A 15,384-nucleotide genomic window follows, 5' to 3' on the forward strand; every position below is an offset into this window, starting at 1 on the left:
GTATTTTCGATGCGCGCGTCGCGCTGCAGTGCATCGTTCCAAACTGCGCATCGCATGTTACATTCGCGTCACTTTCAAGACGCAGCATCATGGCGCATCCAAATGGCGTACGAAGCTGGCGAAGAAACAAACAGAAACAGAAGTGATTGGAGGAAGCCATGAAACATCTCGACCGCCCGCTGGCGCGGCGCGCTTTGATCAAGGGGGCCGGACTTGGAGCGGGTCTTGTCGCCGGCGGAATGGCGGATGCGCTGCTTGCGCAAAGCGCCGATGCTGCGCCGACCGAGGGCGGCGAAATCTGGAGCAGCGAATACTGGGCGAAGAAGGGCGATATTCCCTTGTGGATGTTTCGCAAGCGGCTGGGCGAGCCGAAAGCCGGTGAGCCTTCGCGGCCGGTCGTGTTCTTTGTTCACGGCTCGTCGGTGACTTCACGGTCGTTCGATCTCAACGTACCCGGCCATGGCGAATATTCTGTTATGAACGAGTTCGCCCGCTACGGCTTTGATTGCTGGACCATGGATCATGAAAATTACGGCAAGTCGGGGCGGACGTCGGGCAATGCCGACATCGCCAGCGGTGTCGAGGATCTGAAAGCGGCAGCGGAAGTCGTCATTCGCGAAACCGGCCGGCAGAAATTCCATTTCCTCGGCGAGTCCTCTGGGGCGCTGCGCGCCGGCGCCTATGCCATGGCGCAGCCCGACCGCGCCGACCGGCTGGTGCTTGCCGCCTTCACCTACAAGGGAGAGGGGTCGCCGACGCTGGCCAAGCGCGCCGAGCAACTCGCTTATTACCGTACCCACAATATGCGCAAGCGCGACCGCGACATGATCCGCTCGATCGCGACCCGCGACAAGCCGGGCACCAGCGATCCTGCCGCCGTCGAGGCGCTGGCTGATGCGGAAATGCAGTTCGGCGACCAGATTCCAACCGGCACCTATCTCGACATGACCGCCAATTTGCCGGTGGTGCATCCGGACAAGGTGCTGTCGCCGGTGTTGCTGGTGCGCGGCGAATATGACGGGATCGCCACCGTTGCCGACATCGAGGAATTCTTCAATCTGCTGCCGAATGGCGACCGCCAGTTCATCATTTTGCCGGGCACCGCGCATTCGGTGACGCTCGCGACCAACCGGCAATTGTTCTGGCATGTCGCCCGGTCATTCCTCACCATGCCGGCACCGATCGCGACGTGAGGCAATCGTCATTCCGGGGCGATGCAGAGCATCGAACCCGGAATCCAGAGGTTTGTCGCGCAAGATTCCCCGATGCGTAATTGCGCATCTGAGGTCTGGTCCTTCGGACCATCCCGGAATGACGAACAAAAAATCCGAAGCCGGCTGTCGGATCAGCGAGCGTCCGTTCGTCCTTGGGGCGAACGCAATGGAACGCAAGGAGCTTTACCGATGTCCAAGATTGCACCCTGCCTGTGGTTCGACGGCGAGGCCGAGGAGGCCGCGAAATTCTATGTCTCGCTGCTGCCGGATTCGCGGATCGACAAAATCCAGCGGAACACGATCGATAGTCCCGCCGGAAAGGCGGGCTCGGTGCTGGTGGTTCAGTTCACGCTCGCAGGCCAGGAATATATGGCGCTGAACGGCGGCCGGCGGATCGAATATACGCCTGCGATCTCGTTTAAGATCGATTGCGCCGATCAGGCCGAGGTCGATCGTCTGTGGGACGGCTTGTTGTCCAATGGCGGCGCGGCCGTGCAATGCGGCTGGCTCACGGATCGCTACGGCGTGTCCTGGCAGATCGTGCCATCGATCTTCCTCAAATTGCTGGGCGGTCCGGATCAAGCTGGCGCGCAGCGCGCGATGCAGGCGATGATGCAGATGGTCAAGCTCGACATCGCGGCGCTTCAAAAGGCCTATAATGGCGGCTGATACGCGCGTTCCCTCAAGGCCTGTCGGGACGCCAGACCGAACCCGCGATCATCGCCATCGCGCAGCATCCGGCATACGCGACCAGCGACGCCGTCACCAACGCGGCCAGCGTCGCCATTCCGGCGCCGAAATAGCCGACCGCGATCCAGCCGAGGCCGGCGGCGATCAGGATTCGCGCGATGGCGGCGATGAATGGCCAGAACACGTGCCCGGCGCCCTGCGCGGCAAAGGCGATGACAAAGCCGAAGCCCAGCGCGGCATAGGCCGGTGTCACGATGCGCAGATAGATCGTGCCATCGCGCAGCACGCCGGGATCGTGGCTGAAGAGATGCAGCCAAAGCATCGGGAATAGCGCGACCACAAGACCGATCGATCCGGTCAGCACCAATCCGACTAGGCTGCTGATCCAGGCGATCTTTTTCGCGCGCGCGATCTGCCCGGCGCCGATATTGACGCCGACCATCGTCAGCACGGCGGTGCAGAGGCCGAACAGGATCGGAATCATGATGTAGTCGAGCCGCGACGAGATGCCGTAGGCCGCGAGCGCTGTCGTGCCGAACAGCCCGACCGCGCCGGTGACGAGAATAACGGTCAGGTTGGTAAGAACCGCATTGATGGCGGTCGGGATTCCGACCTTGAGAATATCGACGAATAGCCGGCCCTGAAGCGGAACGATGCTGAATGTCAGGCCGGAGCGGCCGGACGCCATATAGCGCAGCAGCACCAGCATCGCTCCGCAATAATAGACCGCGAACGCAATTCCGGCGCCCTGGATGCCCAGTGCGGGGACAGGGCCGAAGCCGAAAATCAGAAGCGGCGAGGCCGGAATCAGCACCAGCGCGCCAACCAGCGTTACGATCGCCGGAACCCTGACATTGCCCGAGCCGCGCAACGCCGCGGCCTCCAAATTGACGATCCACACCGGGATCGCACCGGCAAAGAGATAATTGGAATATTTCAGCGCGGCGTCGAGCGCCTCGGCGCGGCCGCCAAGCGCCCGGTACAACATCGGGCCGCCCTTGATGGCGCCCAGCATGAACAGCGCACCGAAAATGATGGCGAGAATCAGGGCGTGAAAGACCAGCGCGTCGGCATCCTGCTTGCGGCCGGCGCCGACCGCGCGCGCCACCGAGGAAGCGACGCCGCTGCCGATACCGCCATTCGACATCATCGTCATCAGCATGAACACCGGGAACACCAGCGCGACACCGGCCAGCGCGTCGGTTCCGAGAAACCCGACATAATAGGCTTCGGCGATATTGACCGCGGTCTGGGCCAGCAGCACCACCATCGTCGGCAACGCCAGCCGCAGCAGCGTCGGAACAATGGCGCCGGTCAGGATCGGCGAGCGCGTCTCGTCATTGCGCACTTGCGTAGCTGTCGCCTCGGGACGGACTTGAACGGCGCCGTCAGCATAGCCGTCGTCGGAATCGCCGGATACCGCGTCCAGGGTGAGCGTTGCGGCGGCTGCGTTCAGTTCCATTTTGCGTCCTGTCGTCGTCAATTACCAGAGAGCCTGCCGCAACCGGAGGCGGCGCGGAGCTTCGATCTACCCATTGAATTATGAGTATAATGCATTATTATGATCGTAATTCAATAATGCAAGCGGTCACGATCGCGTTGGTCCGGCGCCGGGCCGGCGCCTACAACGACCTGATAGCGGGGAAACGAGCATGCGGTACGAGAAGGGACACAAGGACGCAACGCGCCAGCGCATCATCGATGTTGCATCCCGGCAGTTTCGCGAAAACGGCGTCGCTGCCGTCGGGATAGCCGGCATCATGACGGATGCGGGCCTGACCAATGGCGCGTTTTATTCGCACTTCAAATCCAAGGAAGATCTGGTCCGGACGGTGCTGTCCAATGCGCTCCGCGGGCGTGAGGAAACACTTCGGACCGGCTTGAAAACCAATGCCGGGCTGGAAGTGATGATCCGGGACTATCTGTCCCCGGCCCACCGCGATCGCCCCAGCGGTGGTTGTCCGACCGCGGCTCTGGTTGCGGAGGTCGCGCGCCATCCGAAGGCGACACGCGATGCATTTACCGGCAAGATTTCCGCATTCATTAGCTTGATCGCAACGCAAATTCGAAAGGGCTCGGCCGCCAGGCGGCGACGCGATGCGGTGGCGATTTACGGCATGATGGTGGGCACGCTTCAATTGGCCCGCGCCGTCAACGACAAGCAGCTATCCGATGAAATCCTGGAGAGCGGCATAAGCGCAGCACTGGCGCTTGCCGGCGACAACGCCGCTTGATCGTTCATGCGCGCTTCAAAGCGACGCAAACAACATCAGAAGCGGAACAGCCAGGGCACCCGATTCCAGTGGACCCGGTTGTGGTAGAAATGCGGCCAGTAGATCGGGAACGGTTCCCAATAGGCCGTCCGGTAAGTGTGCCAGCGGCGGTGATGATGGGCGTAGCGTCGATGAGGCGGCGGAAGCGGCTCGGCGTCCGCTGACGATGTCGCAGGTTCGGCTTTCTTTGGCAGGATTGACGGATGTGGCACGCTCGGCGGTGGTGCTTCGGGTTGCGCCGCTGGCGTGGCAGTTTGCGCGGCCGGCGCTTGCGGTGCGGGTGCATCTTCGGCGAAGCCGGAGCAAGCCGGGCCGACGACAAGCAAGGCTGCGACGGCGAGATCAGTGAAATGCGATTTCATCTCAATCATCCCTGCATATGGAAAAAATATCGATCAACAATTCATGCAACGTTATAGGTGCCGGCGTGAGCCGAACTTCCGAGCACGAGAAGCGCTGCGGCGATAACGATCTTTTTCATGAAAATCCCCTGGTTTGAAATCTGGATCAGGCGCCCGGATCGCCGGCTCATCCGCCTGTCAATGGTTTGCTTAAGCTCTCGATCCCGCCTGCCGAACACCGGCGGGCAGGGGATCGTTGTGATTGTTCACTTCGAGGCGGTCTTGGTGTCCATGTTGACGACCTGAACGCGGCGGTTGATCGGGTCCATCGGCGCGTTCGGATCTTTCGGCTTGTCCTTGCCGTAGCCGACGGTGACGAGATCGGTGCCGGCGATGCCGTATTTCTCCGTCAGGTACCGCTTGATCGTATCGGCGCGGCGCTCGGAGAGGTCCTGGTTGAAGGCTTCGCCGCCGATCGCGTCGGTATGACCGGCGACGACGAAGGTTGAGCCCTTGAGGTTGGGATCCGTAAGCGCCTTGCCGAGCGCTTGCACGTCCGGCAGCGAACTCTGACGGATGTCCGCCGAGTTGTAATCAAATTGAATGTCGAGATCGATCTTCGGTTTGGTTGATGCGATCTCGGCGATTTCCTCGCGCTCTCCCATCGAGAGCGACCGGGTCTTGCGGTTGCGCAGGGTCTGGATGAAACCGACTTCCTTGGCCTTGATTGCAGGATCCTCCTGCGACAGGCCGCGGGTCAGCGGCTTGGGCTTGAGCGCATTTACGATCTGGTCCGCCGAGACATTGTTGTCGCCAGCAAATGCGAAGCCGGCTGTCATCGACAGCGCGACACTCAGCGTAATCGCCTTCAGTGCGGTAAGTCCATGAAAGCTGGTCATTGTCGTATCCTCGCTGTAACGCCTGGTCCTATTTTGATGGTGCAAGCATAGGATAGGTTCAAATCGTCGAGTGTGATTTAGCTCACGCAGGAAGAATCCGCTTGAAAAGCCGGTGTGTCGGCGCGGGATAAGGACTTCAGTCCGGTGGCGGAGCCCGATGATCTTGTCGGGCAGAAGACCGGGCAGGCCGGGATTCACGTGAGAGTCTCCAGAGTCTCTGGCCGCACGAGGTGCCGGTCACGTCGGTCCGTCCGCACAGCGGTTCGATTACCCCCTGAATCCTAAGTGACGTGGATCACATTCCCCCCCGAGCGAACTGCGCCAGATTGCGCGCATCGGATGCGGCCTTCGGGCCAGGGTTTTGCAAGGGAAGACGGATCATGCGCTTCTTGATCGCTGCACTGTCAATCGCAGGACTTCTGATCAGCGCCACCGTCGCGAAGGCCGACAAGCGGGTCGCCTTCGTGGTCGGCAACGGCGCTTACAAGAACGTGGCGGCGCTTCCCAATCCGGCGATCGATGCCAAATCGATGGCCACGGTTCTGCGCAATGTCGGCTTCGACGTCGTCGAAGGCACCGACCTCACCCGCGACAAGATGACGGCGCGGCTGCTCGAATTCGGCCAGAAGGCGCAAGGCGCCGACATCGCGGTGTTCTTCTATGCCGGTCACGGCATCGCCATCGACGGCGCCAATTACCTGCTGCCTGTTGATGCCGACATCAAATCCGAAATGGACGTCAAGCTGGGCGCCGCGATCAATATCGACCTCACGCTCGACCAGACCATGAGCGACGCCAAGGTCAAGCTGGTGTTCCTCGATGCCTGCCGCGACAACCCGTTCGCCGCCAAGATCAAGTCGAATGCCCCGACCCGCAGCCTGTCCGTCCAGTCCGGTCTGGCCGAGATGAAGTCGGGCGAGGGCACCTTGATCGCATTCGCCACCGGCCCCGGGCAGACCGCGCTCGACGGCCAGGGCGGTACCAACAGCCCGTTCACCCGCGCGCTGATCGCCAACATCACCCAGCCCGGCGTCGAGATCCAGCAGGCGATGACCAAGGTCCGCGCCCAGGTCAACGACGAGACCAACAAGGGCCAGCTGCCGTGGGGCCATACTAACCTGATCGGTTCGGTGTATCTCAATCCGGCCCCGGTTACGGACGGCGCAACAACCGAGGCGCCAAACACACCGGCCGCCACCACCACGGCCGCTTCGGAAGTCGAACTCGAGTTCTGGCGTTCGATCAAGAACTCCAACAAGCCGGAGGAACTCAACGCCTACCTGACCAACTACCCGAACGGAACCTTCAAGCCGCTGGCGCTGGCCCGTATCGCCGAGTTGCAGAACGGCCCGTCGACCACGACCCGCAACCTGACCACCGGCGTCGATCCCGCGACCTTCACCGAACAAGCCGACCAGACCAGCGAAGATCAGATCGGCCTCAACAGGAGCCAGCGCCGTGACGTGCAGCGCCGCCTGACCAGCCTTGGCTTCGACGTCAAGGCCAGCGGCAAGTTCGACGCCGCGACCCGCGACATGATCAGCCGCTGGCAGGCGGCGCGCGGCTATCCGAAGACCGGTTTCCTCAACTCGCTCGAACACAAGGCGCTGTTGACCGAGATCGTCACGACCCGGGTAGCCTCAAGCGATGACGCTTCAGACGACGAGCCGGTGCACCATTCCCGTCATTCCGGCGGAGGAGACCGTCATTATTACCGCGGCGGCGGTGGCGGACCCGGCGCCTTGTTCGGCCACATGATGGGCGGATTGTTCGGACGCCGGTAAACGCTGAAAATTTAACCGTGAAGATCAAGAGGCGGCCCTTGGGTCGCCTCTTCGTTTGAACGACACTGCATGACGTCGCGTGGTCGCAAAGCAGTCGCGCCAGCGCCGATGTGCGAACAATAAATTGGCCAGATGCGCCCATAGGAGTGCCCCTCAACAAGAAAAGAAAGTGAAGCAAGCCCATCGTGTTTCAGTCATCGAAACGGCATAGTGAGTATCAAGGGTATCGCGGGGCTGCGCAGGATCGTGCGGGAATATCGATGCCGGTTCTGGTCGGCGCGGCCATGATCGCGACCGCCATCCTGCTATCCACGCTGATCACCATCATCGGCACGCGATTCATCGGAATGGACAGTCCCAGCGAGGAAAGCGTGTGGCTGATCGACCGGCTGACCGGCAGCGTTTACAGATGCCAGGCCTCGGAGCATGGCAAGGCCCAATGCGACCCGGAGACGGCGACCGGAAGTATCGGCGCGCCGGCAAAACACTGAGCGCTGGTTGGACAAAGACCCGGCCCTGAATTCGCTGCGTTGCAGCACACAAAAATAATTTCCCCCGGAAACGTTGTCATCAGAAAATGCGTATTACGAAAGCCGGCAAAACGCCGGCTTCGTTTCAAGGGAGGGTTTTGATGAAGAAGGTCTTGATCATTGCGGCCATGTTTTCGGCTCTTGCCTGCGCGCCCGCTTCGGCAGCGATGATGGCATGCACCGGCGACAACATGACCAAAACCACGACGATGATGTCGAGCATGGCCGATGGCCCGACCAAAATGGGCATGGGCAAGGAAATGGGCATGGCCAATGCCGAGATGAGCAAGGGCAACATGCGCGGCGGCTGCATGCACTACATGAAGGCCCAGAAGATGAGCATGATGAAATAGGTTAGGACATTTATTGGCCGCGCTGCTTTCGGGCGGCGCGGCTTTTTTGCGACTTTAGAGCATGATCCGGAAAAGTGGAAACCGGTTTTCCGAAAAGATCACGCTCAAACAAAAAGATAACGCTAGACCTTCCCGCATCAAGCGGTGATGCAGCTGTCAGCCGGCTCGAATCTCGCTACATTGTCGCCGCAATGCCCGCTGCCGACAAATCCCACCCCCTGACCAGGATCGACGCCAGGCGCATCTGGCTGCGTGCCCAGCGGCTCGACACGTCAGCGCCGTTCGGGGCGGGGGCACAGGCGACAGCGGCCGCGGTCGAGCATCTCGGCTATGTGCAGATCGATACCATCAACGTCATCGAGCGCTCCCATCACCACGTGCTGTGGAGCCGCATTCCCGAATATCGGCGTGCGGATCTGTACCAGGCCCAGAGCGTCGACAAAACTGTGTTCGAATATTGGACCCACGCGCTGGCCTATGTGCCGACAAAGGACTTTCGCTTCTTCATTCCGGCGATGAAGCTGCACAAGCGCGAAGGCCATAAATGGTTCGGCTCGGTCACAGCAGCCGATACGCGCAAGGTAATGACGCTGATCCGGCGCGGCGGCGCGCTGACCATCCGCGACATCGACGATGATGTGCTGACCGACAAGGAGCATCTGTGGGCCAGCCGCAAGCCATCGAAGCGGGCGCTGCAGCTGGCGTTCTACACCGGCGCGCTCACGATCAGCGAGCGCAGCGGCATGCTCAAGACCTATGAGCTGACGGCACGGCATTTCGGCTGGGACAAGCCGCCCAACGGGCCGCCCAAGCCTGCCTCGGCGCGCGAAATCACCGCCTATCTGCTCGACCGCGCGCTTCGCGCCCAGGGCGTCGTCAGCCTGGATTCGATCTGCCATCTCGATGCGCCGAGCAAGGCGTCGATACGGCGCTTGATCGAGGCGAGGGTGCGCGCCCGGGAGCTTGTGCCGGTCACGCTCGAAGGCGCCGGCAAGCAGGAGCACTGGGCGCGTCCCGAGACGCTGGCGATGACAGGTAATACGGCTTCCGAACTGGTGCACATCCTCTCGCCGTTCGACCCGCTGATCATCCAGCGCAAGCGCACCGAGCTCTTCTTCGGCTACGGACACCGCTTCGAGGCCTATGTGCCGAAGGAGAAACGGCTGTTCGGCTACTTCGCGCTACCGGTTCTGGTCGGCGACGACATCGCCGCCGCCATCGATCTCAAGACAGATCGCAAGAACCGAAAATTGCTGATGCAGAAATGGAGCTGGGTCGGCAACGGCGCGCGAAAAGGCGCCCGCAAGGAACTGAAACGCCGCATCGAGGAAGAGCTGCACCGTTTCGAGCGGTTTCAACTCGCGGAGTGAGGGGCACGCTGCGCTGAATCGCGTGCGATCAAGGCCGGCACCACGAGACGGTCAAGCAACACGCCCACCGCGATTCCGAAGCCGTAGGCCAGCATGTCCCACGGCGAGAAGATGCGGCCCAGCAGCAGTGCGCCCGCAAGCGTCAGCCGAAACGCGTCCAGCCAGGGGGCATGAACGAGCCGAAACAATTCCACGCAGATGGCAATCGCGATCGAGACCAGCGCGACGCGCCGGCGTGAGAAACCGGCAGCGGCGATCGCGACCAGAAAGAAAACCATCGTTCCCCACAGAGCCGAGCCGCCATATTTCACGACAAGGGCCGGCAGCCCAAGACCAAGCCCGAATCTGCGCAAGGCCAGGCCGAGGACGATGACCGACAGGCACAGCAAAACGCGGACCATCCTCACCACTGAAGTCTCCATCCTCCTCGGCCTTCGGGTGCCGTTTCGAGCGCGTCGAATGGCCAAGCGTTCCCAATTTGGAACCTGGAGCCTCTACGCCGGTTAGATCGGAATAGCCGGCTGGCGAGAGGTTTCATGGACAACGATAAATCTATTTTAGAGAAGATCACCGACGCGGTGAAGGACATCGCCAACACCGCTGCCAATGCCGCCAGCTGCGCGTTGAAGACCGAAGAGCCACCCGTCAAGGCCGAGGATAGCGCCGTGACCTACATGCCGCTCGCCGCCGACGGCCTTGTTTCCGATCCGATGATGGTGCCGCCGGTTGCGGCTGCTCCGGCTCGAAAGAAGAAACGCGCGGCACCGAAGCGGACGGTAACGAAGGCGCGCAAGAACAAAGCGAAAAAGCCGGCCAAAAAATCCGCGGCCGGGAGGTCAAAGAAAACCGCTGCGAAGCAAGCGAAGAAGGCCGCCAAAAAGTCTGCGAAGACGACGAAAAAGCAAACCGCAAAGAGGCCGGCCGGAAAATCGGCAAAGAAGACGGTGAAGAAAACGCGTAAAGGAAAACGTGGAAGATGATTGTCGCCCGTCTTTCCCAAGCAGCAGTCGGTGCAACGTCGCCCATGCCTTAAAAGCATGGATTGAAACCCACAAAGTCTTTCTCGCGCGCTCTACCGTAACCTACATCTCTCTCCAACTTCAGCGGTTAGGTGCCGGCCCGGCCCCAAACGCCTCATCAGCGAGTAATGGCTGAAAGGCGAGCCGGGCATGGCCTGCTGCCAGCAAAGGAGAGATTACATGAGCCACCCCGTCGTCTTGATCACCGGCGCGCTAACCGGTATCGGCCGCGCCACCGCGCTGGCCTTCGCAAAAGAGGGCGCCCGTATCGTCGTTTCCGGCCGCCGCGATGACGCCGGCCAGGCGCTGGCGATTGCGCTTCGCGCGGCGGGCGCCGAGGCGGAATTCATTCACGCCGACGTTCGCCATGAGAAAGACGTTCAAAACCTGGTCGACAAGACTGTCGCCCGGTTCGGCCGCCTCGACGTCGCCGTCAACAATGCCGGCACCGAAGGCACGCCGGGCCCGATCACGGAACAGACCGCGGACAGCTATGCCGCCACCTTCGATACCAACGTGCTCGGCGTGCTCCTGAGCATGAAGCACGAGTTGCGCGTGATGCAGAAGCAAGGCAGCGGCAGCATCGTCAATCTGTCATCGACCATGGGCCACCGCGGCGCGCCCGGCGCATCACTTTATACTGCCAGCAAGCACGCGGTCGAAGGGCTGACCAAATCGGCCGCGCTCGAAGCCGCGGCATTCGGCGTTCGCGTCAACGCGGTCGCGCCGGGCCCGATCGAAACCGCGATGCTGGATCGCTTCACCGGCAGCGCCGACCGGAAGGCGGGTCTCGTTGCCGGCGTCCCGCTCAAGCGTGCCGGAAGGCCGGAGGAAATCGCCGACGCCATCGTGTTCGCGGCCTCCAGCAAGGCGTCGTTCATCACCGGCCAGATCATCGGCGTGAACGGAGGCAAGACCGCTTCGTAGGCCTTGCATCGGCTGATGGGTAACCGGCATTGAAGCAGCCGTACGATTTCGTCTCGGCGCGCGCCAGTATAGCGACGCAGACCAGCCCTTCGGCGCCGCCAATCTCCCTTTCTATCTCCCCGCTCGCGATGCTAAGAGACCGGCATCTGGGGCCCGCCATACGGCCAAAAACAAGAGACCGGGGAGAACTTTCATGAGCCTGTCCGCCACCCTCGCTGCTTCGGCCAACGCCAAGAGCGAGCTTGAGATTTCCACGATCCGCGCGATCTCGTGGCGGCTGATTCCGTTTCTGGTGCTGGCTTATTTCCTGTCCTATCTCGATCGCGTCAATCTCGGCTTCGCCGCGCTGACCATGAACGCCGAGCTGAAATTCACGCCGACGATCTTTTCCTGGGGCGCCGGGATTTTCTTTATCGGCTATTTCCTGTTCGAGGTGCCGAGCAATCTGGCGCTGGAAAGATTCGGCGCCAGCCGCTGGATCGCGCGCATCATGGTAAGCTGGGGCATCGTTTCCGCGCTTATGGCGTTCGTCAGCGGCGTCTGGAGCTTTTACAGCATACGCTTTCTGCTCGGCGTCGCCGAAGCCGGGTTTTTCCCCGGCATCATCCTCTATCTCACCTATTGGTATCCGGCCGAATATCGCGCGCGATTTCTCGCGGCGTTTGCGATCGCCGTTCCCGTTTCCACCGTGATCGGCGCGCCGGTCTCCGGCCTGTTGCTCGGGCTCGATGGCGTGATGGGGCTGAAGGGCTGGCAATGGCTGTTCATCATCGAGGGCGTGCCGACCGTGCTGCTCGGGGTAGTCACCTGGTTCTATCTCACCGATCGGCCGGCGAGCGCCAATTGGCTGACGGCCGAGCAGAAGGCATGGCTGTCGTCGCGGCTTGACCGCGAGGCTGCCGCCAAGCGGGCCGCGAAACATCTCACGCTGGGGCAGGCGCTGGCGTCGCCCAAAGTGCTGAGGCTGAGCCTGGTCTATTTCGGATTCGTCGCCGCGCTTTATGGCGTGCAGTTCTGGCTGCCGCAGATCGTCAAGGCGTTCGGCTTCTCCAATGCGCAGACCGGATTCGTCACCGCGGTGCCGTATCTGTTCGGCACCGTCGCGATGATCCTGTGGGCGCGGCATTCCGACGCCACCCGTGAGCGCGTGATGCATGTCGGCGCACCGCTGCTGCTGACCGCGGCGGCGCTCGGCGTCTGCGGCTATATCACCGATCCCATGACGACCATGCTGGTGCTGACCGTGGCCGCCATCGGCATCTTCTGCACCTTCGGCGTATTCTGGACGCTGCCGACGGCGTGGCTCTCCGGCGTGGCGGCGGCCGGCGCGATCGCGCTGATCAATTCGATCGGCAATCTCGCGGGCTTTGCCGGCCCCTATTTGATCGGCTGGGTCAAGGAAACCACCGGCAGCACCACGACCGGTCTGTTCGTGCTCGCGGCATTGCCGCTGATCGGGGGCCTTCTGGTCTTCCTCGGCGGCCACGAGACCAAGGCGGAATTCGCCAGCGCGGGCGAGGCGAAGTAGGGATTGGGGGCCCGCCCAATCGCTTCGACGCTTCAGTTAGCGGCGAAGGACGCTATGTCTCCGCGTCAAATTGATGTGTGGAAGCGATCGGGCAACTTCCCCAGCATCGATTTCGCTCCGTGTCACCATTTTCCGCCGCGCTATTCGTCACGATGCAGCGTCGGTCAGCGGGAATGTCAATTCGAACGCGGTGCCCCGTTCGGCCTGGAGAAGACGGATTGCGCCGCCATGGGCATCAAGCATGGCGCGAACGATCGCAAGGCCCATACCGGTACCCCCGCTGTCGCGGCGCGTCGTGAAAAAGCTATCGAAGATTTGGGCCCGGTTATTGAGCGAGACGCCTTCGCCATTGTCGGCGACCTTTACCCTCAGCATATTTCCATCTCGTTCGGCTGAGATCTCAAGCGTCGAGCTGCCATGGCGTACCGCGTTGTCAGCGAGGTTGGAAAAAATAATCGCGGCGTTTTCTTCCGTTATGCGCATTGGCGTATCGAGCTCGCCGCTGGCGTGAACATCGAGCGAGGTGAAGCTCGAACGCAGGCCGGCTGTTGCCACGGATAGTTTCGCAGCGCCGATCGCGACCGGGTTTTCGGCGCGAGCGAAATCGCGTAACCGGCCCGAGATCTTCGCCAGCCGGTCGGCGTCGGCAATGATGTTGTCGAGAAACTTGCGCTTGTCCTTGTCGCTCATCACCGGTGTTGCCGCATCGATATCGTCACGCAGCAGTTCGGCCGCGCCCTGAATCGAGGTCAACGGCGATTTCAGCTCGTGGGACACGTGCGTGGCGAAGGTCGAGATAAAGCTGGAGCGCGTGTTAAGCCGCCGCGCCATGTCGAGAAAGCTTTGCGACAGGCGGGCGAATTCGCTGGTGCCGTGGCGTTTCAGCGGACGCAGGACATCGCGCTCGCCCTTGCCGACCAGGTTGGTGCGCTCGACCAGTTCCCGCATCGGCTCGGTGATCGTCCGATGAAACAGAAAACCGATCAGCAGCGTTGGCACGATCATGGAAAGCACTGCGAGGACGGCCCTTCCGCGCTGCTCATACAAATATTTGAAGACGTCGCTGGGCGTGCGCGAGGCGTAAACAACGCCCGCGACCTGGTCGTGCACGATCACGGGCATCGCCGTAAAGACGCGCACGCCGGTGCCCCTGCTGGTGGAGTAGAGCGGCGGCGTGTCATGCTTGGAAATGCGCGCGCGCAATACCGCGCTGAAACGGCCTTGCAGCGCTTCGGCAACTTCCTGCAAATGAGCGAGCGACAGCCCGACCTCTTGGCGGCCGGCGATGACGACGCCGTTCGGATCGAGCAATCGAAAGCCCGCAAGCGTCACATTTTGCGTCGCGACCAGATCGGGCGCCATGCGCGTGCCGAGCGCGACGAAAGCCGGATCGGCGGGCCTGGACGCCGGCAGCGCGTCCGGCCGCGGCGGCAGCACGCTTTGGTCGGCGAGTTCCAGCCGCGGCCAGATTGGCTGATACGGCTCGGGGGGCGATGGTCGAGCGGCGGGCGGAATCTTCGCACCAAGCGCTACGCCTTGCGCGGCTCCCGTCGCTATTTCGCGCTCAAAGACCGCCGCCAGCGCCGCGCTCTGCGCGATCAGCTCCGACTCGGTCTGCTGGATCAGTTCGTTCTGGTAGACCTTGAGGAAATAAAGACTGAATAGCGGCAGCGCGAGCACCGCCGTCAGAACCAGAAAAACAATCAGGCTCAGCGATGGCCGCCACTTCTGCCGCGTGACTGCGGAAGCGTCGATCAACGCGATGCCTCGCAACGCCCCAACTTGAAGCCGACACCGTGGACAGTCTCGACCACGGTATCACAGCCGGCGAGGGCCATCTTGGCGCGGATATTCCTGACGTGGCTGTCGATCGTCCGGTCTGCGACATGAATGTTGCCGGCATAGGCCGCGTCGAGGATCAGTTCGCGCGTGAACACGAATCCCGGCCGCGCCAGAAGCGTGCGCAGGATCGCGAATTCGAGCGCGGTCAGCGCAACCGTCGTGCCGAGGAAGCTCGCGGCATGGGCGTCCGGATCGATCGCGAGTCCGCCGTGGCTCATCGTCTTTGTGGTTGCAGCCGGCGCGTGCACCTGTCGCGCACGTCGCAGAATCGCATTCACCCTTGCCACCAGTTCACGCGGGCTGAACGGCTTGGTGACGTAGTCGTCGCCGCCGATTTCGAGACCGAGGATACGATCGATCTCCTCGTCGCGGGCCGACAGAAACAGGATTGGGGTATCCGAGGTTTTTCGGATTTGCCGGCAGACTTCCAGGCCATCCATCTCGGGCATGCCGATATCGAGCACGACCAGTTCATGGACGTCGCGGTCGAACTGGCGCAGCGCGTCCTTGCCGTCCTGCGCGGTGGAAATCGTCATTCCCGTCTTCTCGAACGCGAAGCGAACGACGTCACGAATATGGGGGTCGTCGTCAACGACGAGGATGGAATGAGCCAC

General features: G+C 61.9%; 17 protein-coding genes. 10 read left to right on the forward strand and 7 right to left on the reverse strand.

What is annotated here, in order from left to right; translation table 11 throughout:
- The first annotated feature begins 158 nt into the window (after nt 1-158).
- Complete coding sequence (locus BLV09_RS32375) at nt 159-1,193, forward strand: alpha/beta hydrolase (protein WP_244548867.1); 1,035 nt, start codon at nt 159-161, stop codon at nt 1,191-1,193.
- 210 nt (nt 1,194-1,403) lie between these two features.
- Nucleotides 1,404-1,883, forward strand: coding sequence for a VOC family protein (locus BLV09_RS32380; protein ID WP_146690299.1), 480 nt, complete (start codon nt 1,404-1,406; stop codon nt 1,881-1,883).
- A 13-nt stretch (nt 1,884-1,896) separates the two neighbouring features.
- On the opposite strand, the gene BLV09_RS32385 is transcribed toward BLV09_RS32380, so the two are convergent.
- Complete coding sequence (locus tag BLV09_RS32385; protein ID WP_146690300.1) at nt 1,897-3,366, reverse strand: MATE family efflux transporter; 1,470 nt, start codon at nt 3,364-3,366, stop codon at nt 1,897-1,899.
- A gap of 190 nt (nt 3,367-3,556) precedes the next feature.
- Here BLV09_RS32385 and BLV09_RS32390 point away from each other — a divergent pair, with 190 nt between their 5' ends.
- Nucleotides 3,557-4,138: a TetR/AcrR family transcriptional regulator gene (locus BLV09_RS32390; RefSeq protein WP_146690301.1), complete on the forward strand. Its 582-nt coding sequence runs from the start codon at nt 3,557-3,559 to the stop codon at nt 4,136-4,138.
- A 35-nt stretch (nt 4,139-4,173) separates the two neighbouring features.
- Here the strand turns inward: BLV09_RS32390 and BLV09_RS32395 are convergent, their stop codons facing one another.
- The 3 genes from BLV09_RS32395 to BLV09_RS32400 all read right to left on the reverse strand — a co-directional run bounded on the left by BLV09_RS32395 (nt 4,174) and on the right by BLV09_RS32400 (nt 5,417).
- Nucleotides 4,174-4,539, reverse strand: a complete 366-nt coding sequence (locus BLV09_RS32395; RefSeq protein WP_146690302.1) for a hypothetical protein — start codon at nt 4,537-4,539, stop codon at nt 4,174-4,176.
- A 41-nt stretch (nt 4,540-4,580) separates the two neighbouring features.
- A complete protein-coding gene (locus BLV09_RS38530; protein WP_283806804.1) occupies nt 4,581-4,709 on the reverse strand; it encodes a hypothetical protein in 129 nt (42 codons plus the stop codon).
- Between the two features lie 75 nt (nt 4,710-4,784).
- Complete coding sequence (locus BLV09_RS32400) at nt 4,785-5,417, reverse strand: OmpA family protein (RefSeq protein WP_100386267.1); 633 nt, start codon at nt 5,415-5,417, stop codon at nt 4,785-4,787.
- A gap of 380 nt (nt 5,418-5,797) precedes the next feature.
- Here BLV09_RS32400 and BLV09_RS32405 point away from each other — a divergent pair, with 380 nt between their 5' ends.
- The 4 genes from BLV09_RS32405 to BLV09_RS32420 all read left to right on the forward strand — a co-directional run bounded on the left by BLV09_RS32405 (nt 5,798) and on the right by BLV09_RS32420 (nt 9,454).
- Nucleotides 5,798-7,201, forward strand: a complete 1,404-nt coding sequence (locus tag BLV09_RS32405) for a caspase family protein (RefSeq protein WP_146690303.1) — start codon at nt 5,798-5,800, stop codon at nt 7,199-7,201.
- A 260-nt stretch (nt 7,202-7,461) separates the two neighbouring features.
- Nucleotides 7,462-7,692, forward strand: coding sequence for a hypothetical protein (locus BLV09_RS32410; RefSeq protein ID WP_100386269.1), 231 nt, complete (start codon nt 7,462-7,464; stop codon nt 7,690-7,692).
- A gap of 140 nt (nt 7,693-7,832) precedes the next feature.
- Nucleotides 7,833-8,084 carry a hypothetical protein gene (locus BLV09_RS32415; protein WP_146690304.1) on the forward strand — a complete coding sequence of 84 codons (252 nt, stop codon included), beginning with the start codon at nt 7,833-7,835 and terminating at the stop codon, nt 8,082-8,084.
- A 191-nt stretch (nt 8,085-8,275) separates the two neighbouring features.
- Complete coding sequence (locus BLV09_RS32420) at nt 8,276-9,454, forward strand: winged helix-turn-helix domain-containing protein (RefSeq protein WP_146690305.1); 1,179 nt, start codon at nt 8,276-8,278, stop codon at nt 9,452-9,454.
- On the opposite strand, the gene BLV09_RS32425 is transcribed toward BLV09_RS32420, so the two are convergent.
- Nucleotides 9,439-9,855, reverse strand: coding sequence for a DUF2809 domain-containing protein (locus tag BLV09_RS32425; RefSeq protein ID WP_244549221.1), 417 nt, complete (start codon nt 9,853-9,855; stop codon nt 9,439-9,441). The genes BLV09_RS32420 and BLV09_RS32425 overlap by 16 nt on opposite strands.
- A 273-nt stretch (nt 9,856-10,128) precedes the next feature.
- On the opposite strand from BLV09_RS32425, the gene BLV09_RS32430 reads away from it, so the two are divergent.
- From BLV09_RS32430 to BLV09_RS32440, 3 genes are all read left to right on the forward strand, one after another.
- Complete coding sequence (locus BLV09_RS32430) at nt 10,129-10,434, forward strand: histone (protein WP_146690307.1); 306 nt, start codon at nt 10,129-10,131, stop codon at nt 10,432-10,434.
- 219 nt (nt 10,435-10,653) lie between these two features.
- Nucleotides 10,654-11,400 carry an SDR family NAD(P)-dependent oxidoreductase gene (locus tag BLV09_RS32435; protein WP_146690308.1) on the forward strand — a complete coding sequence of 249 codons (747 nt, stop codon included), beginning with the start codon at nt 10,654-10,656 and terminating at the stop codon, nt 11,398-11,400.
- 193 nt (nt 11,401-11,593) lie between these two features.
- Nucleotides 11,594-12,928, forward strand: coding sequence for an MFS transporter (locus BLV09_RS32440; protein WP_146690309.1), 1,335 nt, complete (start codon nt 11,594-11,596; stop codon nt 12,926-12,928).
- A 147-nt stretch (nt 12,929-13,075) separates the two neighbouring features.
- Here BLV09_RS32440 and BLV09_RS32445 read toward each other — a convergent pair whose 3' ends face one another.
- Together BLV09_RS32445 and BLV09_RS32450 are read right to left on the reverse strand one after the other, a co-directional pair.
- Complete coding sequence (locus BLV09_RS32445; protein WP_244548868.1) at nt 13,076-14,686, reverse strand: sensor histidine kinase; 1,611 nt, start codon at nt 14,684-14,686, stop codon at nt 13,076-13,078.
- The gene (locus BLV09_RS32450) at nt 14,683-15,384 is read right to left on the reverse strand and encodes a response regulator transcription factor (protein ID WP_100386275.1); all 702 of its coding nucleotides are present in this window, start codon (nt 15,382-15,384) and stop codon (nt 14,683-14,685) included. The genes BLV09_RS32445 and BLV09_RS32450 overlap by 4 nt, the downstream gene beginning before the upstream one ends.

Origin of the sequence: Bradyrhizobium canariense, from assembly GCF_900105125.1 — a bacterium.
GTDB classification, from domain to species: Bacteria; Pseudomonadota; Alphaproteobacteria; order Rhizobiales; family Xanthobacteraceae; genus Bradyrhizobium; species Bradyrhizobium canariense_A.

What these genes read in the sequence shown, in the direction of transcription:
- BLV09_RS32375 (WP_244548867.1), top strand. Translation starts at nt 159, where the DNA reads ATGAAACATCTCGACCGCCCGCTGGCGCGGCGCGCTTTGATCAAGGGG.
- BLV09_RS32380 (WP_146690299.1), top strand. Translation starts at nt 1,404, where the DNA reads ATGTCCAAGATTGCACCCTGCCTGTGGTTCGACGGCGAGGCCGAGGAG.
- BLV09_RS32385 (WP_146690300.1), bottom strand. Translation starts at nt 3,366, where the DNA reads ATGGAACTGAACGCAGCCGCCGCAACGCTCACCCTGGACGCGGTATCC.
- BLV09_RS32390 (WP_146690301.1), top strand. Translation starts at nt 3,557, where the DNA reads ATGCGGTACGAGAAGGGACACAAGGACGCAACGCGCCAGCGCATCATC.
- BLV09_RS32395 (WP_146690302.1), bottom strand. Translation starts at nt 4,539, where the DNA reads ATGAAATCGCATTTCACTGATCTCGCCGTCGCAGCCTTGCTTGTCGTC.
- BLV09_RS38530 (WP_283806804.1), bottom strand. Translation starts at nt 4,709, where the DNA reads ATGAGCCGGCGATCCGGGCGCCTGATCCAGATTTCAAACCAGGGGATT.
- BLV09_RS32400 (WP_100386267.1), bottom strand. Translation starts at nt 5,417, where the DNA reads ATGACCAGCTTTCATGGACTTACCGCACTGAAGGCGATTACGCTGAGT.
- BLV09_RS32405 (WP_146690303.1), top strand. Translation starts at nt 5,798, where the DNA reads ATGCGCTTCTTGATCGCTGCACTGTCAATCGCAGGACTTCTGATCAGC.
- BLV09_RS32410 (WP_100386269.1), top strand. Translation starts at nt 7,462, where the DNA reads ATGCCGGTTCTGGTCGGCGCGGCCATGATCGCGACCGCCATCCTGCTA.
- BLV09_RS32415 (WP_146690304.1), top strand. Translation starts at nt 7,833, where the DNA reads ATGAAGAAGGTCTTGATCATTGCGGCCATGTTTTCGGCTCTTGCCTGC.
- BLV09_RS32420 (WP_146690305.1), top strand. Translation starts at nt 8,276, where the DNA reads ATGCCCGCTGCCGACAAATCCCACCCCCTGACCAGGATCGACGCCAGG.
- BLV09_RS32425 (WP_244549221.1), bottom strand. Translation starts at nt 9,855, where the DNA reads ATGGTCCGCGTTTTGCTGTGCCTGTCGGTCATCGTCCTCGGCCTGGCC.
- BLV09_RS32430 (WP_146690307.1), top strand. Translation starts at nt 10,129, where the DNA reads ATGCCGCTCGCCGCCGACGGCCTTGTTTCCGATCCGATGATGGTGCCG.
- BLV09_RS32435 (WP_146690308.1), top strand. Translation starts at nt 10,654, where the DNA reads ATGAGCCACCCCGTCGTCTTGATCACCGGCGCGCTAACCGGTATCGGC.
- BLV09_RS32440 (WP_146690309.1), top strand. Translation starts at nt 11,594, where the DNA reads ATGAGCCTGTCCGCCACCCTCGCTGCTTCGGCCAACGCCAAGAGCGAG.